The 24,727-nt window shown below is 71.1% G+C and carries 19 protein-coding genes, 1 tRNA gene and 1 pseudogene; 11 read left to right on the top strand and 10 right to left on the bottom strand.

The window, feature by feature from the left end; genetic code table 11:
* Positions 1-72 precede the first annotated feature (72 nt).
* The 4 genes from BQ9890_RS10745 to BQ9890_RS10725 all read left to right on the top strand — a co-directional run bounded on the left by BQ9890_RS10745 (position 73) and on the right by BQ9890_RS10725 (position 4,970).
* Positions 73-624, top strand: a complete 552-nt coding sequence (locus tag BQ9890_RS10745; RefSeq protein ID WP_075891440.1) for a DoxX family protein — start codon at positions 73-75, stop codon at positions 622-624.
* Between the two features lie 581 nt (positions 625-1,205).
* Positions 1,206-3,062 carry a ribonucleoside triphosphate reductase gene (locus tag BQ9890_RS10735; protein ID WP_075891436.1) on the top strand — a complete coding sequence of 619 codons (1,857 nt, stop codon included), beginning with the start codon at positions 1,206-1,208 and terminating at the stop codon, positions 3,060-3,062.
* Between the two features lie 22 nt (positions 3,063-3,084).
* A complete protein-coding gene (locus BQ9890_RS10730) occupies positions 3,085-3,849 on the top strand; it encodes an anaerobic ribonucleoside-triphosphate reductase activating protein (RefSeq protein WP_075891434.1) in 765 nt (254 codons plus the stop codon).
* A gap of 194 nt (positions 3,850-4,043) precedes the next feature.
* Entirely contained in the window at positions 4,044-4,970 is a 927-nt protein-coding gene (locus BQ9890_RS10725; RefSeq protein ID WP_075891432.1) for a variant leucine-rich repeat-containing protein, read from the top strand.
* Positions 4,971-5,302: 332 nt separating this feature from the next.
* Here BQ9890_RS10725 and BQ9890_RS10720 read toward each other — a convergent pair whose 3' ends face one another.
* The 3 genes from BQ9890_RS10720 to BQ9890_RS15690 all read right to left on the bottom strand — a co-directional run bounded on the left by BQ9890_RS10720 (position 5,303) and on the right by BQ9890_RS15690 (position 7,292).
* Positions 5,303-6,157, bottom strand: a complete 855-nt coding sequence (locus BQ9890_RS10720; RefSeq protein WP_075891430.1) for an SIR2 family NAD-dependent protein deacylase — start codon at positions 6,155-6,157, stop codon at positions 5,303-5,305.
* Entirely contained in the window at positions 6,154-6,891 is a 738-nt protein-coding gene (locus tag BQ9890_RS10715) for a glutamine amidotransferase-related protein (RefSeq protein ID WP_075891428.1), read from the bottom strand. The genes BQ9890_RS10720 and BQ9890_RS10715 overlap by 4 nt, the downstream gene beginning before the upstream one ends.
* Positions 6,892-7,121: 230 nt before the next feature.
* Positions 7,122-7,292 (bottom strand): hypothetical protein, encoded by a 171-nt coding sequence (locus BQ9890_RS15690; RefSeq protein ID WP_154671913.1) that lies wholly within the window; start codon positions 7,290-7,292, stop codon positions 7,122-7,124.
* A gap of 597 nt (positions 7,293-7,889) precedes the next feature.
* On the opposite strand from BQ9890_RS15690, the gene BQ9890_RS10705 reads away from it, so the two are divergent.
* Positions 7,890-9,290 (top strand): uracil-xanthine permease family protein, encoded by a 1,401-nt coding sequence (locus tag BQ9890_RS10705; RefSeq protein ID WP_075891424.1) that lies wholly within the window; start codon positions 7,890-7,892, stop codon positions 9,288-9,290.
* A gap of 612 nt (positions 9,291-9,902) precedes the next feature.
* On the opposite strand, the gene BQ9890_RS10700 is transcribed toward BQ9890_RS10705, so the two are convergent.
* The gene (locus tag BQ9890_RS10700; RefSeq protein WP_075891422.1) at positions 9,903-10,577 is read right to left on the bottom strand and encodes a LytR C-terminal domain-containing protein; all 675 of its coding nucleotides are present in this window, start codon (positions 10,575-10,577) and stop codon (positions 9,903-9,905) included.
* A 346-nt stretch (positions 10,578-10,923) separates the two neighbouring features.
* Between BQ9890_RS10700 and BQ9890_RS10695 the strand changes: the two genes are divergently transcribed.
* Positions 10,924-12,072, top strand: a complete 1,149-nt coding sequence (locus BQ9890_RS10695; protein WP_407638902.1) for an acyl-CoA dehydrogenase family protein — start codon at positions 10,924-10,926, stop codon at positions 12,070-12,072.
* A 28-nt stretch (positions 12,073-12,100) separates the two neighbouring features.
* Here BQ9890_RS10695 and BQ9890_RS10690 read toward each other — a convergent pair whose 3' ends face one another.
* Positions 12,101-12,607 (bottom strand): hypothetical protein, encoded by a 507-nt coding sequence (locus BQ9890_RS10690; RefSeq protein WP_075891420.1) that lies wholly within the window; start codon positions 12,605-12,607, stop codon positions 12,101-12,103.
* 235 nt (positions 12,608-12,842) lie between these two features.
* On the opposite strand from BQ9890_RS10690, the gene BQ9890_RS10685 reads away from it, so the two are divergent.
* From BQ9890_RS10685 to BQ9890_RS10665, 5 genes are all read left to right on the top strand, one after another.
* A tRNA-Ser gene (locus BQ9890_RS10685) sits at positions 12,843-12,927 on the top strand.
* 264 nt (positions 12,928-13,191) lie between these two features.
* A complete protein-coding gene (locus BQ9890_RS10680) occupies positions 13,192-14,850 on the top strand; it encodes an OmpA family protein (RefSeq protein ID WP_075891418.1) in 1,659 nt (552 codons plus the stop codon).
* A 395-nt stretch (positions 14,851-15,245) separates the two neighbouring features.
* Complete coding sequence (locus BQ9890_RS10675) at positions 15,246-16,838, top strand: amino acid permease (RefSeq protein WP_075891416.1); 1,593 nt, start codon at positions 15,246-15,248, stop codon at positions 16,836-16,838.
* A 427-nt stretch (positions 16,839-17,265) separates the two neighbouring features.
* Positions 17,266-18,090 carry an HNH endonuclease family protein gene (locus BQ9890_RS10670; RefSeq protein ID WP_078062393.1) on the top strand — a complete coding sequence of 275 codons (825 nt, stop codon included), beginning with the start codon at positions 17,266-17,268 and terminating at the stop codon, positions 18,088-18,090.
* A gap of 223 nt (positions 18,091-18,313) precedes the next feature.
* Positions 18,314-19,606, top strand: a complete 1,293-nt coding sequence (locus BQ9890_RS10665) for a VanZ family protein (RefSeq protein ID WP_075891414.1) — start codon at positions 18,314-18,316, stop codon at positions 19,604-19,606.
* Between the two features lie 346 nt (positions 19,607-19,952).
* Here the strand turns inward: BQ9890_RS10665 and BQ9890_RS10660 are convergent, their stop codons facing one another.
* The 5 genes and pseudogenes from BQ9890_RS10660 to BQ9890_RS10640 all read right to left on the bottom strand — a co-directional run bounded on the left by BQ9890_RS10660 (position 19,953) and on the right by BQ9890_RS10640 (position 24,689).
* The gene (locus tag BQ9890_RS10660) at positions 19,953-20,711 is read right to left on the bottom strand and encodes a response regulator transcription factor (protein ID WP_078062392.1); all 759 of its coding nucleotides are present in this window, start codon (positions 20,709-20,711) and stop codon (positions 19,953-19,955) included.
* The gene (locus BQ9890_RS16345) at positions 20,708-21,766 is read right to left on the bottom strand and encodes a sensor histidine kinase (RefSeq protein ID WP_407638915.1); all 1,059 of its coding nucleotides are present in this window, start codon (positions 21,764-21,766) and stop codon (positions 20,708-20,710) included. The genes BQ9890_RS10660 and BQ9890_RS16345 overlap by 4 nt, the downstream gene beginning before the upstream one ends.
* Positions 21,767-21,784: 18 nt before the next feature.
* A pseudogene (locus BQ9890_RS16340) lies at positions 21,785-22,363 on the bottom strand (response regulator transcription factor); the annotation flags it as partial.
* A 146-nt stretch (positions 22,364-22,509) separates the two neighbouring features.
* Positions 22,510-23,706, bottom strand: a complete 1,197-nt coding sequence (locus BQ9890_RS10645) for a sensor histidine kinase (protein ID WP_143226314.1) — start codon at positions 23,704-23,706, stop codon at positions 22,510-22,512.
* 137 nt (positions 23,707-23,843) lie between these two features.
* Positions 23,844-24,689, bottom strand: coding sequence for an ABC transporter permease (locus tag BQ9890_RS10640; RefSeq protein WP_078062391.1), 846 nt, complete (start codon positions 24,687-24,689; stop codon positions 23,844-23,846).
* Positions 24,690-24,727 lie beyond the last annotated feature (38 nt).

Below are 24,727 nucleotides of genomic sequence, written 5' to 3'. Positions count from 1 at the left end.
CATAGACGAGAGAACGGCGTGCACCCGTCCAGACCCGCCCAACCACCCACAGATCAGTCACAAGAGCCAACAATGTCCTCTGCCACTTCCCTCACACATGAGGAGGAGATCGTCACCTCCTCCACCGTCCGCAAGGTCCTCGCGGCCCTGCGACTGACCACGGGCTTCATCTTCCTGTGGGCCTTCCTCGACAAGACCTTCGGCCTCGGCTACTCCACCCCTTCTGAGCGGGCCTGGATCAACGGGGGCAACCCCTCACAGGGCTTCCTCGGCAACCTGGACGCCGGGAAGCCGCTGACGGGCTTCTTCGGCGCCATCGCCTCGCCCGTCACCGATGTCCTGTTCATGCTCGGAATGCTCGGCGTCGGCCTGGCCGTCATGCTCGGCATCGGCACGCGCGTCGCCGCCTGGTCGGGCTCCATCATCATGGCGCTCATGTGGCTGGCCGAGTTCCCGCTCATCACCGGCCAGGGTGATGCCGCGACGAACCCGCTCATCGACTACCACGTCATCTACGCTCTGGCGCTAGTCCTCGTGGCGCTCACCTACGCCGGTGACACCTGGGGCCTGGGTCGCTGGTGGAAGTCCCTGGAGATCGTCCAGAAGAACCCCTGGCTCATCTGAGTCACCGGGAGTGTCCGGGGAGGGCGCCGGGTCGGTCATCCGACCCGGCGCCCTCCGTCGTTCGCGGCCGGGTCCGGGTCGGGCCCACTGCCCGGATGGAGAGTCGGTGCAGTGAGGTCGCGACCACCGTGGCGGGCACGTGCAGGAGGGGCGTCGCGGCCTCGGTCATCACCGCGTGCACCGCGGCCACACTCCTTCCGCCGGACAGGAGCCGAACAGGAGCCGGACCGGACCCTATGGGGAGGGCCTCCGTCCGTCCCGCGACCCGGTCGCGGGCGGTGTCAAGGACCGGGCCGGGATGTCGCGCGGCGGTGCTCCACCGGCGCAGCCTCGGCGCCCCCACCGGGACCTTCGGCCCCGTCCGACAGGGGTGGGCGAGCTTCCCCACAGTTCCCCCGGCGCGACACGCCCATGGGCGCGGCCGCCCGTCCAACACCTAGATACAGTGTTGTGACGTACCTGGAGACACTAGATGTAGTGTCCTCCGACGTGTCCCCGAACACGGTCCACCGCCCGACCAGGGCCTCCGCCGAACCGCCCAGGGGACACCACGAAGGACCGACCCGAGGTGGAGGAGCCCCATGAGCCAGCGATACGACGTCGACGCCATCAGCACGATCGAGGAGTACCTCGACCGCTCCGACTGGCGGGTCAACGCGAATGCCAACCAGGGCTACTCGCTCGGCGGTCTCATCCTCAACACGTCGGGCAAGATGGTCGCCAACTACTGGCTCGAGCGTGTCTTCAGCCGTGACGCGGGCGCCGCCCACCGCGCGGGCGACATCCACATCCACGACCTCGACATGTTCGCCGGGTACTGCGCCGGGTGGTCGCTCAAGCGCCTCCTCCAGGAGGGCTTCAACGGGGTCCCGGGAGCCATCGCGGCAGCTCCTCCGAAGCACTTCTCCTCCGCGTGCGGGCAGATCGTCAACTTCCTGGGCACCCTGCAGAACGAGTGGGCCGGAGCGCAGGCCTTCAGCTCCTTCGACACCTACATGGCGCCCTTCGTGCGCCTGGACGACATGACCTACGACCAGGTCGTCCAGTGCATGCAGGAGCTGATCTACAACCTCAACGTCCCCAGCCGCTGGGGCTCGCAGTGCCCCTTCACGAACCTCACCTTCGACTGGACCTGCCCCGACGACCTCGTCGACGAGCACCCCCTGATCGGGGACGAGGTCTGCGACTTCGCCTACGGCGACCTCCAGCCGGAGATGGACCTCGTCAACCGGGCCTTCATCGAGGTGATGAGCGGGGGCGACGCGGACGGACGCGTCTTCACCTTCCCCATCCCGACCTACAACATCACCCCGGACTTCGACTGGGACACCGACAACGCCAACCGACTCTTCGCCATGACCGCGAAGTACGGCCTGCCCTACTTCCAGAACTTCATCAACTCCGACCTGGACCCGCACATGATCCGCTCCATGTGCTGCCGCCTCCAGCTGGACCTGCGCGAGCTGCTCAAGCGCGGCAACGGCCTCTTCGGGTCCGCGGAGCTGACCGGCTCCATCGGGGTGGTCACCCTGAACATGGCGCGCCTGGGGTACGAGCACAAGGGCGACATGGACGCCCTCGTCGCCCACATGGACCACCTCATCGACCTGGCCTCCCAGACCCTGGAGCGCAAGCGCGAGACCATCCAGTACCACATGGACCGCGGCCTCTTCCCCTACTCCCGGCGCTACCTCGGCACCCTCGACAACCACTTCTCCACCATCGGCGTCAACGGCATGAACGAGATGGTCCGCAACTTCACCGACGACGCCCACGACCTCACCGACCCCGAGGGCTTCGCCATGTGCGAACGTCTCCTGGACCACGTCCGCGACCGCATGGTGGAGCTGCAGGAGTCCACCGGGCACATGTACAACCTGGAGGCCACGCCCGCGGAGGGCACCACCTACCGCTTCGCCAAGGAGGACCGCAAGCGCTTCCCCGGCATCCTCCAGGCCGGCACCGAGGAACAGCCCTACTACACGAACTCCTCCCAGCTCCCCGTCGGGGCCACGGACGACCCCTTCCAGGCGCTCGAGGACCAGGAGGTCCTCCAGGGCAAGTACACCGGCGGCACGGTGCTCCACCTCTACATGGGGGAGCGCATGAGCTCCGGGGAGGCCTGCAAGCAGATGGTGCGCCGCTCGCTCACCGCCTTCAAGGTCCCCTACATCACGATCACGCCGACCTTCTCGATCTGCCCCGTCCACGGCTACCTGGCGGGCGAGCACTTCGAGTGCGAACGCTGCGCCGCCGCCCACCCCGACCGCGAGCCCCAGCCCTGCGAGGTCTGGACGCGCGTCATGGGCTACTTCCGCCCCGTCCAGTCCTTCAACATCGGCAAGAAGGGCGAGTACGCGGAGCGCCAGATGTTCACCGAGCAGGCAGCCGGCGGCCACGGCGAGCTGGTCAGCGCCTTCCCCGCCGTGGGGGCGTGAGAGCCCGGAGGGGGCGCGCACGATGACCACTGACGAGGGCGTCTCCGCGTCCCCCCGGGGTCCCGGACGCCTCCCCGTCCGGGCGGAGGACCTGCAGATCGCCGGTCTGCAGCCCATGTCCGGCGTGGACTGGCCGGGCAGGCTGGTGGCGACCCTGTTCCTCCAGGGCTGCCCGTGGGTGTGCCCCTACTGCCAGAACCACGCGATCCTCGATCCCCGCCTGCCGGGCGTGGTGGGTTGGGAACAGGTCGAGGACCTGTTGGCGCGCCGCCACGGGCTCCTCGACGGAGTGGTCTTCTCCGGTGGGGAGGCCACCCGCCAGGTGGCCCTGGGTGCCGCCATGGAGCGCGTGCGCGCACTGGGCTACCAGGTCGGGCTGCACACGGCCGGCCCCTACCCCCACCGTCTGGAGCAGCTGCTCGGGGCGGGCCTGGTGGACTGGGTCGGCATCGACGTCAAGGCCATGCCCGCCGACTACGAGGAGGTCGCGGGCCGCCCGGGGGCGGGGGAGAAGGCCTGGGAGTCCCTGCACGTCGTGGCCGCGCACCCCGAGGTCGCCCACGAGGTCCGCGTCACCGTCTACCCCGGGGGCCCGGTGGATGCGGTGGCGATCGCCGGGGAGGCCCGTGCCCTGGGACTCCGCCACTTCGCCCTGCAGCAGGCGCGCGCACTGGGAGCACCCGAGGGCTTCCGGGCCGATGGCGTGGGCTGGGAGGACCAGGTGCGCTCGATGGCGCGCGACATCGAGGCCCTGGGCTTCGCCGGGTTCACCTTCCGTGCCGCCTGAGACCGGGAGAGCATGAGTGGGAAGCAGGTCGAGGACACCGTCCGGGGCCGTCCGTGTCGGGGTCCGCTCCCCGCGGGGAGGGGGAGGGAACCGGATGGACGCGGGTCCACACCGGGCGACGGGCCCGGATGACCGCTCACGACCGGTCCGCGTAGGGTGTGGTCAGACACGAGCACGACTGAGGGGACGAGAACATGGGTGAGGGACCCACTCCCACCGGAATGGCCGGGACTGCCGCCGATCCCGGGGCAGACCCGGAGACCCTGCGCCAGATCGCCTTCCACTACCCCGACCTGCGACCTGCGGTGGCCGCCAACCCTGCCGCCTACCAGGGGCTCCTGGACTGGCTCGCCGCACTGGGGGACCCGCGTGTCGACGAGGCGCTCGCGGCCCGCGGGCACGCCTCCCCGGGAGCCGGGGCAGCGGGTGCGGGAGCGCCCGTCTTCGCGCCGCTGGGCAGCGCGGCTTCGGTGGCTCCGGGTGCGACGCCCGCCCAGGGGGTACCCAGCAGCGCCGACCGGGACTCGGGCAGGGGACTCTCGAAGGGGACCAGGACCGCCCTGGTCATCCTGCTGGTGGCGGCGGTGGTCCTGGCGGGTGTGGTCTGGGCGATCTTCCGTGGCGCCTCCGGCGGCAGTGAGTCCGACCAGCCCGGGGCGACACCCCAGAGCTCCCCCGAGACGACTGCCCCGGCGTCGCCCACACCCGAGGAGACCTCCACCGTCGATGTCCGGTACCCCGCACCCGCCGGCGCGGTGGCAGCGACGCTGGTCGTCACCCCGTCGGGCAACATCGCCTGTGACCTGCAGCCGGACTCTGTGACCTGTTCGATCGTCGAGCAGAACTACGTCCAGAACGGCCTCCAGGACTGCGACGGGCAGAGCTTCGCCCTGACCGCCGATGCCGACTCGGCCGACCGCGCCTGTGGGATCTCCGTCGAGGGGACGGGCACGCAGCTCCCCTACGGCACGACCGCCGTCAACGGGAACTCGGCATGCCTGTCCGACACGAAGGGAGTGTCCTGCTGGAACACCGTGTCGGGTCAGAGTTTCGCCCTCGCGCGTCAGGGCTGGCAGACGGGGAACACGGGCCCCATCCAACCGTCGAACTTCCTCTGGTGAGGGTCCCCGTCCGGAGCTGAGCGCGGCCACCGCGGACCCCTCCCGCCTTCGTCGGGTCGGCTGTCACGCGGTGGTCGGCACGCGCTGGTCGGTCCCCCGGCACGGGGACGAGCGCGGACGAGGGCGTGGCCGCCTCGTGGGGGACATTCCCGGCACGGGACGGACCCGGTGCGCGGAGGCCGGAGGTCGCCGATGGCAGGCGTTCCCCCGAGGAACCCTGCGTCACCCGCGGGATCCAGGCGGTTGTCGAGGAACTCAGCGATTCGCGCCGTGATCTGTGTTCCCCGTGGGATGCGGACGCTCTCCGAGGAACTCAGCGTCTCCCGACGTGCTCAGCTTTCCCCGAGGAGTTGCCCGGACAATGCCTCCAGGTAGTCACCCGCGCCGCCGTCCACACGCAGGGCCACCGAGGGATCGCGGTCGAGATCCGTGGGACCGCGGTTGATGACGACCAGGTCCGCCCCCGAGGAGGCTGCCTGGCCGGCCACCCACACCGCCGTGGAGACCTTCACGGAGGTGCCCACCACCAGGAGGACGTCGCAGGCGTCCGCCATGGCGAACGCATCGGTCATGGCCGCCTCGGGCAGGGACTCCCCGAAGAACACGACGTCCGGCTTGAGGATGCCCCCGCAGTCGGGGCAGTCGACCAGGCTGAGGCGTGCGGCGCGGGCACCCGCGGGATCCACCCCTGCCAGGATTGCGACATGGGCGGGGTCGGGGTCGTCGACCAGCCACGGGTTGGCCTCACGGAGGCGGGCGTCCAACCACTCCCGGGGGAACCGGTGCCCGCACTGGAGGCAGTCGACCAGCAGGAAGGACCCGTGCAGTTCCGCCACGCGTCGGGAGCCCGCCTTCTGGTGCAGTCCGTCGACGTTCTGGGTCGCCACACCCTCCAGGAGACCTGCCCCCTCCAGACGTGCCAGTGCGAGGTGGCCCGCAGTCGGGGGCAGGGTCTCGAGTGCACGCCAGGTCTCCTGGTTGCGTTGCCACACCCAGCGTCGCCACATCGGGTCGGACAGGAACAGGTCGATGTCGACGGTGGGCATCCCGGAGGACCCGGTCCCCCTGTAGTCGGGCAGACCGGCGTCGGTGGAGATCCCGGCCCCGGTGAGTGCGGCCAGGCGACGACCGCGGCACAGGTCGACGAGCTCCGAGAGGACGCGTGGATCCGTCCCGGCAGTGGTCATCGGGCGAACATCTCCACGAAGTTGGCGAGGATCCGACCGGCCTGGTGGTGGCCCTCGCCGCTGCGGCCGATGAGGACCAGCGAGGCGAGGTCGTCCGCCCCGGAGTAGCCCGCGTCCTCGTAGGCGCTGAGGCGCTGGCTGATCACGTCGGAGTCGAGCTCCGGGTTGAACTGGGTGGCGTAGAAGGTGGGGGCCAGGCGCATCATCTGGATCGGGCAGCTCAGGGAGCGGGCGAGGACCACCGCTCCCTCGGGCGCCTCCTCGACGGCCTCGTGGTGACCGACGTAGGTGGAGAAGCCCGTGGTGGGAAGGCCTCGGAGCAGGGGGTCCTCGGCGCCGGCGCGCGTGAGGATGATCTCCACCATCGAGGGTGGCTCCGCCCACTTCGTCGTCACCGCACCGCCACGCAGCCACGCGGCGACCTCCATGCCGTAGCCGGTGGCGAGGCAGGGCGTGGAGGCATCCGTGATCTGGGTGAAGAGGTGCTCAAGTTCGGACTCGGTGCGCTTCTGGGTGGCGGACTTGCGTTCGTCCGGGGTGGTCGTCCCGTAGGGGGAACCCGCGACCATGATCCCGGAGTAGGCACGCACGTCGATGTCGGGCAGCCCCAGCAGGTCCAGGCGCACCTGCTCGAGCTGGTCCTCACCGAGTCCGGACGCCCGGAGGAAGGAGCGGCGTTCGGCCTCGATGGCCTCGTCCTCAGGACGGGTGGAGACGAGCAGGAAGGGCTTCATGCTTCAACTGTAGGCAAAGTGGAGGTCGGGCGTGCGTGAGGGGCCACGCGGTGGTCTGTCCCAGCCGGTATCTGCGCGTCGGGGTCACTGCGTGGCGAGGGCGTGTGGGCCCAAGGTCCGCCCACCGGGCGGTCCCGTGGTCGCGCGGCGGGGCACCGGGCGCCGCCGGGGCCCCGGGGGAGTGGGCAGGCGATCCGGGGAACGTCGCCGGTCCGTGGGCCGGGGGTGGGTCAGCTGGCGATGACCAGGACGTAGATGAGGGCCCACAGGGCGATCAGCACCAGGGAGATGGCCAGCGCGGCACCGCCCTGGCGGGCCCCGACCCTGTGGAGGCGTGGCGCACGGGCGAGTCCGATGGCGCCGAGGAGTCCCGAGACGACGAGGAGGGGAGGGAGGAACACCCCCACCACCGTCAACCACAGGGCAGTGGTGGACAGCCCGTTCGTCGGGGGGAGGGGAGACGTGTAGCCGGGACCTCGGAAGACGGTGGCCGGATCGACGTCCTCGGTGCCGGGAAAGGGAGAGGTGACGAGCTCCGCCTCCCCGACCGTGCGAGGAGCGGTGGCGAAGCTGTCGTCGGGGCCCGGGGTGGGTGGGGGAGTCCTGCCGGCAGGCGAGGCAGGTTGGTGACGAGGAGGGACGGTGGCAGGAGTGGACTCGCCCGGTGGGGGACCAGGTGGGGCAGGGGTGGATGCATGCACACCGGTCGGGGATGCCGGGGCCGGGGAGCTGGCAGGTGCCGGCCGGGGTGTGCCCACCCGGCGGGTGTCGCCCGGCGGCCTGAAGGCATCGTGTTCCATTGGTCCTCCCCTGGTCCGGCCCCCAGCATGGCACAGCGGCTGGAGGTCCCGGTGAGGGTCATCACAGGGTCAATGGCGCGTCTGCTCCTGTGCATGACCAGTTGTCGGATGGGTTGTGGGGGCGTGCCCGCTCTCGTCTATCCTGAGGTTCCGACCGGTACATCGGCCCAGCCCACTGACTGATCGGAGACGTCGCACATGAGCGACTCGAGCCATGCCCTGTTCCGTTGGAAGCTCCACGGCGACGGGCACTCCATCCCACCGGGCGAGGTCGTCGCCCCCGACGAGCGCCTCTCCTGGCCGCGGACCTTCGGCATCGGTGCCCAGCACGTGGTCGCCATGTTCGGCGCGACCTTCCTGGTCCCCCTGATCACCGGCTTCCCGCCCTCGACGACGCTGTTCTTCTCAGCGATCGGCACCCTGCTCTTCTTCCTCATCACCGCGGGCCACCTGCCTTCCTACCTCGGATCCTCCTTCGCGCTGATCGCCCCCATCCTGGCGGTCTCCCAGACGCTGGGGCAGGAGTACGCACTCGGTGGCATCATCGCCACGGGCGCCACGCTGGCCCTGGTCGGCATCGTCGTCCACTTCGCGGGCGTGCGCTGGATCGATGCCATCATGCCGCCGGTGGTCACCGGCGCGATCGTCGCCCTGATCGGGTTCAACCTGGCTCCCGCCGCCTGGAACTGGGTGAAGGAGGGTCCGGTCACGGCCGTGGTCACCATCGTCTCGATCTGCCTGGTCACCGTCCTGTTCAAGGGCATCATCGGGCGACTGTCGATCCTCGTGGGCGTGCTGATCGGTTACGTCGTGGCCTGCCTCCAGGGCGAGGTCGACTTCACCGCCATCGGTGAGGCCGCCTGGTTCGGCCTGCCCCAGTTCCACTCCCCCGCCTTCGACCCCTCGACCCTGGGCCTGTTCATCCCCGTCGTCTTCGTGCTCATCGCCGAGAACGTCGGGCACGTGAAGTCCGTGTCGGCCATGACCGGGCAGAACCTGGACCACCTGACCGGTCGGGCGCTCTTCGCGGACGGCATCTCCACGATGCTGGCGGGCTCCGGTGGCGGTTCGGGCACCACGACCTACGCCGAGAACATCGGCGTCATGGCCGCCACACGGGTCTACTCCACTGCCGCCTACGTCGTGGCAGCGGGCGTGGCCTTCGTGCTGTCCCTCATGCCGAAGTTCGGAGCGGTCATCGCCACCATTCCCGACGGCGTCCTGGGCGGGGCCGGCACGGTCCTCTACGGGATGATCGGCATGCTGGGCGTGCGCATCTGGGTGCAGAACCGCGTCGACTTCTCCAACCCGGTGAACCTCAACACCGCTGCCGTCGCCCTGATCGTCGCCATCGCGGACTTCACCTGGTCCCCCGGCGGGATGACCTTCGGTGGCATCGCCCTGGGCACGGGAGCCGCAGTGGTCATCTACCACGGCATGCAGTGGGTCTCCAAGATGCGTGGCACGAACCTGGAGGCCGCGACACCCGCGTCGGCCCCCTCGGGATCCGAGTTGGAGTCCGAGCCCTACGCCAAGCGACGCAAGGTCGGTGGTGTCGCCGTTGCGGACCCGGGAGGGGAGACGACTCCGAGGAGCTGAGCCCGACGTCCCGCGGGTCGGTGGACTGGTGGGTCGGGGCGAGTCCTCCGGCACGGCACTGGGCGACTCCGCTGCTGCGCGACCCTGCGGGAGGGCGACTCCGCGTGCGTGACTCCCCGGGGTGCGGGACCGGCGGGGCTGCATGACTCCGCAGGTGACGGGACCACGGGATTCCGTGGCTGCGTGACTGCCGCCGCCAGCAGGGTCCGAGCCCGGTGCGGCAGCAAGGGTCGGGGGTGGGGAGACGGGTCTCCCCACCCCCGACCTCTCCTTCGCCGACCACAGTCACCCGCACCACTGGGTCGACGGGACCCCTCACGCCGGACACTGTGGTGCGCGGCGCGGGACCCCTCACGCCGGACACTGTGGTGCGCGGCGCGGGCCCCGCGCGCACCTCGGGGACATGTGTGAAGGTCAGGGCCGGGTGGGTGGACGCCCTCGTCGGCCGGTCGTCGACGTCGTCTGCCGAGGCGCACGTGGTCCCCAACCGGTCCGCGTCCGGGTCCTGCGCAGGGCGGCTCCACGGCGCGCACGGGGACCGTCACGACGTCACGACGTCACTGAGTGGGACGGCAGGTCCTCCGCTCGGGTGGGCCGTGCCGACACCCGCCCTCACTGCCCGGACTGTTCTCCCGACTGGGTGCCGGACTGTCCGGACTCGCCTGACTGCTCGCCGGACTCGGACCCGACCGTCTCGGGATTGAGGGGAAGGCACGTCGCCGGACCGGAGAGCACCGAGACGTCCTGGGCGACCTTCTCGATCTCCTCATCGGAGAGGACGCCCTCGTAGAAGCCACCGAGGATCACGGTGACCGTCGTGTCGGTGGAGTCCGTGAGGGTGACCCTGGACTCGGGGAAGTAGCGGGCGACGGTGTAGGCGGCGTCCACCGCCCTGGGGCCCGCGTCGATCTCGACTGCTCCGGCGTACTCGGAGGAGGCGTTGCCCACCTCCTTCGTCTGGAAGCCGGCCTTGTCGAGCATGCTGCTGGCATCGCCCGCCAGACCTGCGCGTGACGTCGCATTGAGGACCTGGACGGTGACCGATGAGGGGTCCAACGGCGTCGTCGCGGTGGCCGGGCAGGGCACGTCGCCCTCGTCGGCGTACTTGCCGCCGTCGGAGAAACCGGAGGGCAGGGGCAGGGACACCAGGCCCAGGATCGACAGGAGGCTGATGATCACCAGGACGGCCATGACCGAGAAGATCACGGAGAAGGTGAGGTTCTGCTTGCGCTGGCGGTTCTCGAGGTAGCGCTGGCGCGGCGAGAGTCTGGGCGGTTCCGGGGTCACGGGTCCAACCTACTCGACCGGTGGCCGACGAGGTGCTCGCGGACCGGAGGTGTCCCCGGCCTCACGCCTGTGCCGGAGGTGCCGGGTCGCCCTCGTCGGGGCCGCGCGAGGGCGCGGGGCACCCGGGGAGGCGGGGTGGGACGAGGGCGGACGTCGCGCGGACGGGCCGGGGCACCCGGGGAACGGGGCGGAGGCAGGCGGACGGGTGCGGACGCCGCAGGAGCGGACCGGGGATGCCTGACATGCATCGATCGGGGCTGTGCGCGCGAGTGGCGGGCGGATACGGTGGGGGCGGTCGATGTGCGACCAAGGTCCTCATGGTCCTGTACACGCTTCCAAGGAGACAATGGTGGGATTCCTCAGCGACGAGCTGCTGTCCACGATCCACGCACGCGCTGCGCGCCACGACGCGGAGAACACCTTCCCCGACGACGACCTCGCCGACCTGCGGGCGGCCGGCTACCTGGCGGCGTTCGTGCCGCGGGAGTTCGGTGGCGCGGGCCTGACCCTGGAGGAGATCGCCGCCGAGCAGACGCGCCTGGCCAAGGCCGCGCCCGGCACCGCGCTGGGCATCAACATGCACCAGATCATCGTCGGGCTGGGCAGGCACCTGGTCCGCAACGGGAACCCGCGCGGGGAGATGATCCTGCGCGACGCCGCCGCCGGGGAGCTCTTCGGGTTCGGGATCTCCGAGCCCGGCAACGACCTCGTCCTCTTCGGGTCGACCACGGCCGCCGTGCCCGACGGGGAGGGCGGGTACTCCTTCACCGGTACCAAGATCTTCACCTCCCTGGCACCGGTGTGGACGCGGCTGATGACCTTCGGCCGTGACGACTCCGGGGAGGACGGGCCCCACTCCGTCTTCGCGGTCCTGCGTCGCGAGGACGGTGGGTTCACCGTCAAGGACGACTGGGACACCCTGGGCATGCGGGCCACCCAGTCCAACACCACCCTGCTCGAGGGCGCCCACGCCTCCGAGTCCCAGATCCTCACGCGCACCGAACCCGGGCCCTCGAAGGACCCCGTCGTGTTCGGGATCTTCTCCAACTTCGAGATCCTCCTCGCCGCCACCTACACCGGGGTGGGGGAGCGCGCGGTGGAGCTCGCCGCGGAACAGGTCCGCACGAGGAAGTCCGTGAAGAACCAGACGGTGTACGCCAACGACCCCGACATCCGCTGGCGCATCGCGGAGGCCGCCCTCGCGATGAACGCGGTCGGTCCCCAGATCCGTGAGCTCGCCCGCGACATCGAGGCGGGCGTGGACCGCGGCCCCATCTGGATGCCCCAGCTCTCGGCCGCCAAGAACGCGGCTGCCGAGGCCTCCCTGCGCGCTGTCGAGCAGGCGGTGCGGGCCTGCGGCGGGTCGTCCTACTACACGCGGAACGAGCTCTCGCGGCTCTACCGCGATGTGCTCGCCGGCCTGTTCCAGCCCTCGGACCAGGAGTCGCTGCACTCCGCGTGGGCGAACGTGGTGCTCGGACCGGTCGAGCGCTGACCCCGGGCGGCACCCGCGCCAGTGCCGGTCAGTCGCCGGAGGTGGAACCTCCCAGCTGGTCCGCGGCCTCCTGGAACTTCGGGCACAGACCCTGGAGGGTCGTCATGGACTCCTCCATCTGCTGGGAGACCTCCTGGAGACGGGCGAGTGCCTCCTCGGCTCCCGACTGCGAGGTGTCCCCCACCGAGGTCGACTCCGTGAGGGAGGCGTAGGCACCGATGTAGGAGTCCCAGGCGTTACTGACCTCGGGGTTCGTCACCGTCCCCCCGATGTCCTGCATCTCCTCCATCATCCGGCCCACGGCCTCCAGGGCTGCCTCCTGGTCACTGGTGTCGACGTCGCGGTACTTCGCGGCCATGACCTCGAGCTCGGTCTCCAGGGCCGTGCAGCCCTCGTCGACCGACTGGGAGGAACCGGCGGCGGCCGGGGCCGAGGCCTGCGCCGAGGACGTGCTCCCTCCGGCGCTGCCCGAGGCGGGTGCACCCGACTCCTCGGAAGGGCTGGTGCCGCAGGCGCCCAGCGAGGCGGCGAGCACGAGGGCGGACAGGGCTGCGGTGATGCTGTGTCATCTCATGGGGGACAGCCTGAGGGAACGCCGGGAGTGCGGCAACAGGAGGAGCGGCGCGCGGCATCCCCGTGTCGCGGCCGGTGCGGAACAGGGCTCCCGTGGTCACGGTGACCCATCGCACCCGGGACGAGGGCGGGACGGTTGGCCTTTTCGGTGCTCGGCCCGCTAACATGGTCCAGCGCGCGTGCGATCCACGCGCCTCGGAGGATTCGCCTAGTGGCCTATGGCGCACGCTTGGAAAGCGTGTTGGGTGCAAGCCCTCGGGGGTTCGAATCCCCCATCCTCCGCCGCGAGACCCCGGGACCCCAGTGGTTCCGGGGTTCTTCGTTGCCCGGCGCCGGGGGTGCCGGAGCGGAGGGGCCAGATGTCCCCGGGCGATCGGGACGATGCCACACCGGTCGCCGTGCCGTTGAGGGCGGGGCCGTGCCCCTCGTCCTTCCTCCGGATCCCCCTGGACTCTCCTCGGGCGGGACCACGCGTGTGCCCGCTAGGGTGCAGTGGAGACAGATCCCTGACCGCTTGCCCAGTCGACACCCGGAAGAGGTCCGCTGATGACGCGCCGCCCGACGTCTGATCCCCATGCCGCACCGTCCGCAGCACGGTTGGCCGCCCTCCTGGCGGCCGCAGCCCTCGCCCTCGGGGCCTGCACCGGTGGGGGTCAGTCCTCCGGGGAGCAGTCGGGACAGTCCGGGCAGTCAGGTCCGTCCCAGTCCGGTGCCGCCGACGAGGGCGGGACCGAGGCGCCGGCCGCGGGAGATCTCTTCGTCGAAGGGACGATCGAGACCCCGACGAGCGAGGTGACCGCCCGCATCGGTCCGCTGGTGAACCGGGGTGATCACGCCGTCCTGGTGCTCGAGGTGGAACTCCCCGACGGCGCGCAGGCGGCCGGGTTCGAGAGGCGCGACCACTGGATGGCCCACCCCTTCCGCGGCATCTACCGCTTCCCCCTCCTCGACCTGGAGGCAGGCACGGTGGAGGAGCCCGTACGGCTCGGGGCGGATCCCAAGGCCAGCGACGAGGCGACCCTGGAGATCTCCCCCTTCACGCAGGAACCGCCCTACGTGGCCTACTCGGTCTACGGTCCCCAGGACCGCGACGCCGTGGACGTCCTGGTGCCCAGCGTGGGCCTGGTGGAGGACGTGCCCGTCGTGGAGGAGTCGGCCCTGCCCACGGACGCCACGGACATCCGTTCCGTCGCCGCCCTGGACTCCGCCGAGGAGGAGATCGGACTGCCCGGCCAGGAGATCAACCTGCGCACGGCCGAGCTGCAGTCCTTCGCGCTGGCCACCGACGACGGCCAGGACATCGAGGTCACCCCCGAACGGGTGGACATCAATGTCAACTCCGACGTCCTCTTCGACGTCGACCAGGACACCCTCGGAAGCGGAGCCCAGGCGGAGCTGCAACAGGTGGCAGCCCAGTTGGGTGGCATCGAGGGCGGAACCATCACCATCGTCGGCCACACCGACGACGTCAGCACCGACGAGTACAACCAGGCCCTGTCGGAGCGGCGCGCCGAGGCGGTCCGAAGCGCCCTGGACGACCTGGCGGATCTCTCCGCCTTCGAGGTCACCACGCAGGGCAAGGGTGAGAGCGAGCCACGCGTCGCGGGCACGACCAGTGAGGCGCGGGCCGCGAACCGCCGTGTCGAGATCCTCGTCGTCCCCGCCGACACCTCCGGTCACGTCGTCATCCAGGGCAGTGACGAGGCACAGCTCCCCGAGGCCGAGGGACCCGTGGGTGTGTCCGGGGAGGGGGCGACGGTCTCCAATGACGACGGTGACACCATGCGCATCGACCTGGCGGAGCTGCGCACGCGTGGGCGTTACCTGGTCGGGGAGGTCACCGTGACCAACGTCGGGGACAAGGAGGACATCGGGGTCCTCAACGCCCTGCGGGCCATGACCCTGAGCACCCCGCGCGGTGAGTTCGAACCCAACCAGATGTCCATGCCGGCGGGGCTCACCCTCCTCGAGGGCGGCCAGCGCTTCTTCCCCGTGGACTACTCGATCGCGGGCGCGGACCACATGCCCGTCGTCCCCGACCAGTACGTGACGCTGGAGCCGGGTCAGTCCGTGGTCGTCCCTGTGGTGTGGCCACGGATGGAGGCCGACTCCGCAGTCCTCGACGTCTCCGACTACAAGGACGTCCTCGGGGGCATGACCGCCCACTACTTCCTCTTCCGCGTCACCGACATCCCCATCCGCTGATCGCCGGGGGCGGGCGGGTCCGATTCGGCTCGCCCGCTCGGGCACCTCCACCTCGCTCCCCGATGCGCCCACCGGATGGCTCCACTCGTACGCGCCCACCCCGGTCAGTCCAGGTCCGTCCCGGGCGCGACCCGGTAGAGGCCCCCCACGCCGCTGGCCGGTCGGGTCCCGCCGGGAGTCGTGGAGTCAGTGCACACGGTGGCACAATGGCGGGCGTCGTCACCGGAGACACCGCTCTCCGCGCACCCCAGCCCGGAAGGCCATCCGTGGACCCGAACCCAGACCCGTCCCGCCCTCGTCCAGTGTCGGGAGCCAGGCCCGCACCGGTTCGCGCGACGCCGACTGGCACGACCGCGGGAGCGCCCTCGTCCGCGTCCCCCACGACCGGGGCACCCGTGACCGGGAGGGGATCGCAGGCGGAGGCGGACGCGCGCCGGGGTGCCACCGCCACGACGGGCAAACGCTTCAAGACGCGCCACCTGTCGATGATGGCTCTCGGCTCCGCGATCGGGGCCGGCTTCTTCCTGGGCACGGGCGTGGCCGTGTCGGAGGCGGGGCCCGCGGTGCTCGTCTCCTACGTGCTGGCGGCGCTGCTGGCGATCTCGGTCATGTACGCCCTGGCGGAACTCGCCGCCGCACTGCCCTCCACAGGGTCCTTCTCCACCTACGCCGAGGCGGGCATCGGGCGCTGGGCCGGGTTCACGGTCGGCTGGCTGTACTGGTTCACCCTGATCATGGTGCTCGGCATGGAGATCACCGGCGCGGCCGGGATCTTCGTCAACTGGTTCCCCGCGGTGCCGCAGTGGACGGTAGCACTGGTCATCGTCGTGGTGCTGGGCGGGGTGAACCTGCTGGCCGCCGGCGACTTCGGTGAGGTCGAGGCCTGGTTGGCCGGCATCAAGGTCTTCACGATCGTCGCCTTCCTCGCCATCGGCATCGGCCTGGTCACCGGCATCATCCCCGGGCGCCCGGAGTCCGTGGTGGACAACGTCCTGGGCCACGGCGGCTGGGCGCCCCACGGGCTGGCCGGCATCGCCGTGGGCCTGCTCGCCATCATCACCTCCTTCGGGGGCATCGAGATCGTCACCATTGCGGCCGCGGAGTCCGAGGAACCCCAGCGCGCCATGGGCCAGGCGATCCGCTCCGTCATCTGGCGGATCCTGGTCTTCTACGTGGGGTCCGTGGTCCTGATGATCTGCCTGCTGCCGTGGAACTCCGAGGAGATGCGCACCAACCCCTTCGCCTCCGTGCTCGACATGGCGGGCATCCCCGCCGTGGGACGCATCATGGAGGCCGTCGTCTTCATCGCGCTGGTCAGCGCGTTCTCCGCCAACATCTACGCCTCCTCGCGCATGGCCTACTCCCTGTCGGCGCGTGGCATGGGGGCACGCTGGCTGCTGGGTGGGGCGGGCGTGCCCACGTCGGTGCCGGGTGTGCCCGCCGAGGTCAGCCCGGGTGTGCGGCGCGCCGACGGGACCGTGGGCACCCTCGACGACGCTCCCGTCGACGGGACCGTGGACACCCTCGACGATGCTCCCGTCGACGAGGACGACGTCCGCTCCGTCGTCGCGCACGAGGGCGCCTCCGGTGACCTCTCACGAGGGCGGACCCCACGCCGTGCCGTGTCGGTGTCCATCGCCCTGGCACTGGTCTCGGTCGGGCTCAACTGGTGGCTGCCAGAAGCCCTCCTCGGCATCCTGCTCAATGCCATCGGCATGTCGCTGCTGGTCGTGTGGCTCTTCGTGGTCGTCTCACAGATGCGTCTGCACCCGATCCTGGTCCGCGACGGCACCCTGGCGATCCGCATGCCCGGCTGGCCGTGGCTGGGATGGTTGGTCCTGGCCGGTCTGGGTGCCATCGGCGTGCTCATGGCGTGGAGCCCGTCGGGGCGCCCGCAGTTGATCGGTGTGGCAGTGCTGACGGCACTGATCGCCGGTCTCTACACGGTGCGCCAGCACTGGGGTCTGCGTCGCGCAGCTCGCGGCTGACGGCGGGGGGTGGGGGTGAGGGGCCGTAGGGCTGCGCCCGGTGCCGCAGGGCCCTCCCGGGGTCCGGGATCAGTCCCGGTGGTGCCCCTCGTGTCGGACGGACTCCCCGGTGGTGCCCGGTGTGTGGGACGGACTCCCCGGTGGTGCCCGGAGTGTGGAACGCACTCCCCGGTGGTGGGCCCCCGGACAGTCCAGGAGCTGTGGACGATGTCCAGGTGCATGCGGCCCACATCATCATGTGGATGAGGGAGGGGACCACCGGACTGAACGGAACGACCGGTGAAGACCGGATCGACCGGGATGCCCGGTGACGAGCGGACCTGCCGGAAGGACCGGAGCGGCCGGACCGATCGGTGACGGAGAGACCCGTCGTCCGGACAACACGGACCAACCGGCGCGGGCACAGGTGTGAGAGCGAGGACCAGGGATGGGGCACGACAAGGGCAGGTCCGGCTCCGGTGGTCCCCCATGGCGTGGCTCCGCGATCCGCAGCTCGGGGCGCGGTGGTCCCGCCAGCCGGGGGTGGAACAGGCCTGACGTCGCACTGGTCGTGTTCGCACTGGCCGCCCTCGTCTGGGCCTTCTTCCCGGGGCTGGGTCCCGACCTCCTCGGACTGCAGCACCGCCTGGGCTGGCCTGCCGCATCCTCGGGCGGGGACGTCGGAGACCTGCCTGCCACCGAGGTCGTGGTGGCGCTGCGCTCCCTGCCCGCGCGCGGGGACGAGGACGTCCCCGACTACCGACGCGAGGCCTTCGGGACCCGGTGGGCCGACACGGACCACAATGGCTGCGACACGCGCAACGACATCCTCGCCCGGGACCTTGCCCGGCCGGTGTTCAGACCGGGAACGCACGACTGCGTGGTGGCGTCGGGGACCCTGGCCGAGCCCTACACCGGACGGACCGTCGAGTTCGTGCGCGGGGAGGGGACCTCGGATCTGGTCCAGATCGACCATGTCGTCGCGCTCGCGGATGCGTGGCGCGCCGGTGCCTGGCAGTGGGAGCTCGGTGCCCGTCAGGAGTTCGCCAACGACCCCCTCAACCTGTTGGCGGTGGACGGAGCGGCCAACCAGGACAAGGAGGCGGCACGCGCGGACCAGTGGCTGCCCCCGGATGCCGACTTCCGGTGCCCCTACGTCGCCCGTCAGATCGCGGTGAAGGCAACCTGGGGGCTGAGCGTGACGGACTCCGAGCGCGATGCCATGGGCGATGTGCTGCGGGACTGCCCGGACCAGGTGTTGCCGACCCGGTGACGGTACGCCGAGAGGTGGCATTCCCACCGAGTAGTGACTTCCCGTCGAACGGTGGACTTCTCACCGAGAGGTGGCCCCATACCCCCACCGTTCGGTAGGAAGTCCACCGCTCGGCGGGGCGAGTCGAGACCCTGCCCCGTCGTGCTGCCCCTGCGCAGTAGTGTCCGTGAGGAGGAACCTGTGGGCCAGGAGTGGCTCCGCGACACGTCAGGGGAGGTGACGCATGCTCTTCCACTGGGAGGAGAGGGGGCGCCTCGCGCTCCTGGCCGGTATCCCGCTGTTCCTCGTGCTGTTCGTGCCCGGGCTGGTGTGGCACTACCGCCGCTACGGGCGCCCGAGCCTGGCTCGCCTGGTCGGTCTCGCCATGGTCTGCCTGTACGCGACGGCGATCGTCGCCTACACGACCATGCCGTTGCCGGACTCGACGGGCCAGTGGTGCCAGTCGCACACGGCGGACCGCAACACCACACCCCTGAGGTTCCTGGTCGAGATCCTGGGGGCCATCGAGGCGGTGGGTCGCCGGGCCGCCCTGCGCTCCTCCGTCTTCCTCCAGGCCGTGCTCAACGTCGCCTTCTTCGTCCCCTTCGGGGTCATCGGCACCCGCTACCTCAGGTGGCGCACGTCGGTGGTGGTGGGCCTGGCGGCCGTGGTGTCCGCCGCCATCGAGGTGACCCAGGCCGTCGGCATCCCCTTCCTCTACCCCTGCCCGTACCGGGTGGCCGATGTCGACGACATCCTCCTCAACACCTCCGGGGCCCTCCTGGGAGTCCTGCTGGCCCCCGTCCTGCTGTGGTGGATGCCGAGTGCCCGGTCACTGTCCCAGGAGCGCCTGCAGCCCCGGCCCGTCACCCCGGGGCGCCGCTGGACCGGGATGGTCGTGGACGTCCTGCTCGCCGCGGTGCTGGGGGCGGGGACCACCTGGGTGGTCCGAGCGGTGCGCATCCTCGCCGGGGCACCCCACCCCGCAGTCCTGGACACCGCGGAGTTCGCCGCCGGCCTGGTGGTGGCGCTGGTCTGCGTGTTCCTCGGCCCGGCATGGAGCGGCAGGGGGTCGACCATCGGCCAGGCGAGTGTGTGGCTCGCCCCGACGTGGGGGCCCGCTGCTCCGACCGGAACCGACTTCCGGGGAGCCGTTGCCCCCACCAGTTCTGCCCGCCGGGGGGCGGTCCCTCCTGCCACCGCCACCCACGAGGGCGCCGCAGGCGAGCATGACGGAGGGGAGGTCACCGGGGCCCCCACGCGTGATGGCCACCGGTGGCAACGTCTGCTGTGTGCCGGTGGGGTTCCCGCAGCGGTCGCGGCCTGCCTGCTCGTGGCGGAGAGTTCCACTCCCGGAACCGGGCGCGCTGTCACGGCTGCGGCCCTGGGCCTGGCAGGTGTACTGGTCCTCGCCGAGGTGGCACTCGTCCCGGTCGGCCCCGGTTGCCGGGGTCTGTCGGGGATGGTGGCGCAGGCGTGGTTCCGCGACACCCGGGCCGATGCGGGCACCGGTGTGAGGACTGGCGACCCGTACTGAGCGGCGATCTCAGCGCGCGAGGGGCCCGGACCGGGCCCGGATGACCCGCTGGACCGTCACCCGGTGCAGGGGGTCGAGAGATGCAGAGGTGCCCGGGGCCGCGGGTGTTCGGAGTCCGGCGCGATCGGGGAGGTGCGCGCCGGGTCGGTGTGGCCGCGACCGGGGAGATGTGCGCCCGGTGGGTGCGGGGGCGGTGTGCCCGTGGGAGTGCGGGTCCCTCCCGACCGGGGAGGTAGTCGTCGGGTCGTTGTGGGGGCGGAGTACCCGTGGGGTGTGGGCCCCGGGCGTGGCGGCCAGCCGGCTCCCCCACGACCGACCGGGCCTCCTCACGACCGACCGGGCCTGCTCACAACCAGCCGGACTCCGTCGCCAGGCGCACGGCCTCGGCACGGGTGCGTGCCCCCGTCTTCGTCATCGCCGCGCTGATGTGGTTGCGCACGGTTCCCTGGGTGAGTCCGACCTCGGCGGCGATGTCGGCGATCGTCCCTCCCTCGGCGACGGCGCGCAGCACCTCGACCTCGCGCTCCGTCAGGGGTGAGGCGCCGCGCGTGAGGGTCTCCACCGCCAGGGTCGGATCGATGACGCGTTGCCCGCGGGCGACCCTGCGCACCGCATCGGCCAACTGTTCCGAGGGAGCGTCCTTGACGACGAAGCCCGAGGCGCCGGCGTCGAGTGCACGTTGGACGTAGCCCGGGCGGCCGAAGGTGGTGAGCATGAGGACCCGCGTCCCGGAGAAGCGGGACACGATGGCCGCACAGGCGGTGATGCCGTCCATCGTGGGCATCTCGACGTCCATGAGCACCACATCGGCGGCAGTGGGCAGTCCGGCGAGGACCTCCACCGCTTCTCGTCCGTCAGCGGCCTGGGCGACGACGTCGATGTCGGGCTCCAGGTCCAACAGGATCGCCAGTGCCCCGCGCACCATGGCCTGGTCGTCCACCACGACGACACGCAGCGCGGGGGCGTCGCCCTCGTCGGCGCGGAGTGTGGCGGGGGACGGGCCGGGAGTGGTGGGCGTGGCCCCGGCGGTGCCCGCCGGGTCGGGCCCGTTCGTCCTGTGCCCACCCGGACGGGGGTGGCCCGCGCCCGTGCGAGGGGTGCTCATCGTCCCAGCTCCAGGGTCACGACCCACTCCCCGCCGCGGGGACCCCACTCCAGGTGGTCGCCCGGGCCGAGGCGCTCCCGCAGGCCGGACAACCCCGTGCCCCCACCCGAGGTCGAGTGCGACACACGACGCGAGTACCCGTCATTGCGGATCTCGACCCCACCTTCGCGCATCGTGAGCTGGACGATGGCGGGTTCGGCGTGCAGCAGGGCATTGGTGCAGGCCTCCCGGATCGTGTGGGCGACCAGGGTCGCCGATGCCCCGGGTGCGGGTTCTCCCTGCTGGTCGACCTCCAGGGTGACGCCTGCGGAGGTGAGGAGTGTGCGGGCGGAGTCGATCTCCGCGGTGGGGGTGAGGAGCCGGTTGGCGGAGACCACGGAGCGCACGTCACCGAGCGCCTCGCGGGCCAGGTCCGTGAGGTCGTCGAGCTGGGCGCGGGCGTCCTCGATGCGGCCGGCGTCCAGGAGTCGGCCCGTCAGGTCCGCCTTGACGGTGATGCCGGTGAGGGTGTGGCCGAGGATGTCGTGGAGGTCGGCGCTGATGCGGGTGCGTTCGCGTTCCTGGGAGAGGGCCAGGGCCTGGCGGTGCTCGACGGAGGTGCGGCGGTCGTAGTCGATGGAACTGCGGGCGAAGAAGCAGATCGCGGCCGTGAGGAGGGGGGACAGCAGCGCCAGGAACAGGTCCGACCACGGTGCGGACGTGAGGGCGACGGTGGCCGCCCCGAAACCGAGGATCACCGCGACGCCGGGGAGGACGAGCCGGCGGGGGGACAGCAGGGTCCAGCTCGCCGAGATGTAGGCCAGCAGGTAGGGGGATCCCCCGATCCCGGCGCGCGAGGTGGACCAGATCAGGAGCACCTGCAGGGCGAACATGGCGGTCATGCACACCAGCAGGCGCACGCTCAGGGAGGCCGAACGTGGGGCGGGTGGGTTGAGGACCCAGGTGAGCACGTAGACGAGCGCGAAGGTGATCGTGGTCCACAGGATCGGGGCGCCCAGGCTGCTGGTCACCCCCAACTCGATCGCTGCTGCGATGGGGAAACCGAGGAAGACCATGAACGGGGCGGCCCACAGCAGNGCCTCGGCACGGGTGCGTGCCCCCGTCTTCGTCATCGCCGCGCTGATGTGGTTGCGCACGGTTCCCTGGGTGAGTCCGACCTCGGCGGCGATGTCGGCGATCGTCCCTCCCTCGGCGACGGCGCGCAGCACCTCGACCTCGCGCTCCGTCAGGGGTGAGGCGCCGCGCGTGAGGGTCTCCACCGCCAGGGTCGGATCGATGACGCGTTGCCCGCGGGCGACCCTGCGCACCGCATCGGCCAACTGTTCCGAGGGAGCGTCCTTGACGACGAAGCCCGAGGCGCCGGCGTCGAGTGCACGTTGGACGTAGCCCGGGCGGCCGAAGGTGGTGAGCATGAGGACCCGCGTCCCGGAGAAGCGGGACACGATGGCCGCACAGGCGGTGATGCCGTCCATCGTGGGCATCTCGACGTCCATGAGCACCACATCGGCGGCAGTGGGCAGTCCGGCGAGGACCTCCACCGCTTCTCGTCCGTCAGCGGCCTGGGCGACGACGTCGATGTCGGGCTCCAGGTCCAACAGGATCGCCAGTGCCCCGCGCACCATGGCCTGGTCGTCCACCACGACGACACGCAGCGCGGGGGCGTCGCCCTCGTCGGCGCGGAGTGTGGCGGGGGACGGGCCGGGAGTGGTGGGCGTGGCCCCGGCGGTGCCCGCCGGGTCGGGCCCGTTCGTCCTGTGCCCACCCGGACGGGGGTGGCCCGCGCCCGTGCGAGGGGTGCTCATCGTCCCAGCTCCAGGGTCACGACCCACTCCCCGCCGCGGGGACCCCACTCCAGGTGGTCGCCCGGGCCGAGGCGCTCCCGCAGGCCGGACAACCCCGTGCCCCCACCCGAGGTCGAGTGCGACACACGACGCGAGTACCCGTCATTGCGGATCTCGACCCCACCTTCGCGCATCGTGAGCTGGACGATGGCGGGTTCGGCGTGCAGCAGGGCATTGGTGCAGGCCTCCCGGATCGTGTGGGCGACCAGGGTCGCCGATGCCCCGGGTGCGGGTTCTCCCTGCTGGTCGACCTCCAGGGTGACGCCTGCGGAGGTGAGGAGTGTGCGGGCGGAGTCGATCTCCGCGGTGGGGGTGAGGAGCCGGTTGGCGGAGACCACGGAGCGCACGTCACCGAGCGCCTCGCGGGCCAGGTCCGTGAGGTCGTCGAGCTGGGCGCGGGCGTCCTCGATGCGGCCGGCGTCCAGGAGTCGGCCCGTCAGGTCCGCCTTGACGGTGATGCCGGTGAGGGTGTGGCCGAGGATGTCGTGGAGGTCGGCGCTGATGCGGGTGCGTTCGCGTTCCTGGGAGAGGGCCAGGGCCTGGCGGTGCTCGACGGAGGTGCGGCGGTCGTAGTCGATGGAACTGCGGGCGAAGAAGCAGATCGCGGCCGTGAGGAGGGGGGACAGCAGCGCCAGGAACAGGTCCGACCACGGTGCGGACGTGAGGGCGACGGTGGCCGCCCCGAAACCGAGGATCACCGCGACGCCGGGGAGGACGAGCCGGCGGGGGGACAGCAGGGTCCAGCTCGCCGAGATGTAGGCCAGCAGGTAGGGGGATCCCCCGATCCCGGCGCGCGAGGTGGACCAGATCAGGAGCACCTGCAGGGCGAACATGGCGGTCATGCACACCAGCAGGCGCACGCTCAGGGAGGCCGAACGTGGGGCGGGTGGGTTGAGGACCCAGGTGAGCACGTAGACGAGCGCGAAGGTGATCGTGGTCCACAGGATCGGGGCGCCCAGGCTGCTGGTCACCCCCAACTCGATCGCTGCTGCGATGGGGAAACCGAGGAAGACCATGAACGGGGCGGCCCACAGCAGGGAGATGAGGTTGGAGTCCGGGTCGAGTCCGAGCAGGCGCCGCTGGCGGGGCCGGGCGGGCTGGCCCGGGCGGAGCGTGCCGGACCGTGGGGAGGGTGCGCCCTGTGCGGTGTCCACGCCCCCAGTCTGCCCCAGCCCGCCCGCGCCCGCCCCCGTGGTCACGTCGCCTTCCCTGCCGGGCCCGGTGCCGACCGGCGGGGTGGTGGCACCTGAGGACGGAGTGGCGGAGCGGCGCGCCCTCGTACCCACTGTGCTCAGCGCCCCGTGTCGCGACGCCGGGCGACCACGGCCACGGTCGCGAAGACCACGGTCCAGCCCACGTAGTTGGCGACCCAGCCCCAGGAGAAGGAGTCCACCCCGATCAGGGGCATCTGGACCAGGTTGACGATGCCGGAGAAGGGCGTCCACGGCGCGATGTTCCGGAAGAACTCGCCCATGGAGTCCAACGGGATGAACATCCCGGACCCGAAGGCGCCGATCACGGTGAAGATCGAGGTCGCCGCGAACGCGCCGTCAGTGCGCACGGCGAACCCGGCGGCCAGTCCCAGGGAGGCGGGCAGGATCGAGAGGGCGACGATCAACACGGCGGAGAGCAGCCACGCCTGCCACTCCATGCTCGCACCCGTCATGAAGCCCACCGCGTAGGCCACCGCGATCACGGCCGCCGAGATGCCCATGGACGCCACCACGCGGGAGACGACACTCGCTGCGGGGCTCAGCGGTGTGAGCGCGAACAGCCGCGTCACCCCCGAGGTCCGCTCCAGGGAGACATTGGCCCCCATGGAGGAGGTCGTCATGATCGCCCCGTAGATCGCCATGTTCACCAGGACGGTGGCGGCGGTGTTCCCGTGGGCGACGAGGATGTCGGAGTAGTCCTGCCCCGCCCCGAACATCAGGTACATGAAGATCGGCAGGGCGATCGCGAAGGCGAGGGAGAAGGGGTTGGTGAGCTCCTTCCAGAACGTGTAGCCGGACAGGCGCCAGAAGCCGTGCCACGGCGCGGCGGGTCGGCGGGCGGCGATGGTGGCGCCGATGTCGTGGGCGCTCGCGGACGGGTCCGGGGCGGAGGGGAGGACGGTGGGGGGAAGTGCGGTGGTCATGGCGGTGTCCTTCGGACGAGGTGGCGGGTGGGGTGGGG

The sequence above is a fragment of the Actinomyces provencensis genome (genome assembly GCF_900155435.1).
Classification (GTDB): domain Bacteria; phylum Actinomycetota; class Actinomycetes; order Actinomycetales; family Actinomycetaceae; genus Pauljensenia; species Pauljensenia provencensis.
This window is presented reverse-complemented; position numbering and strand designations above follow the sequence as displayed.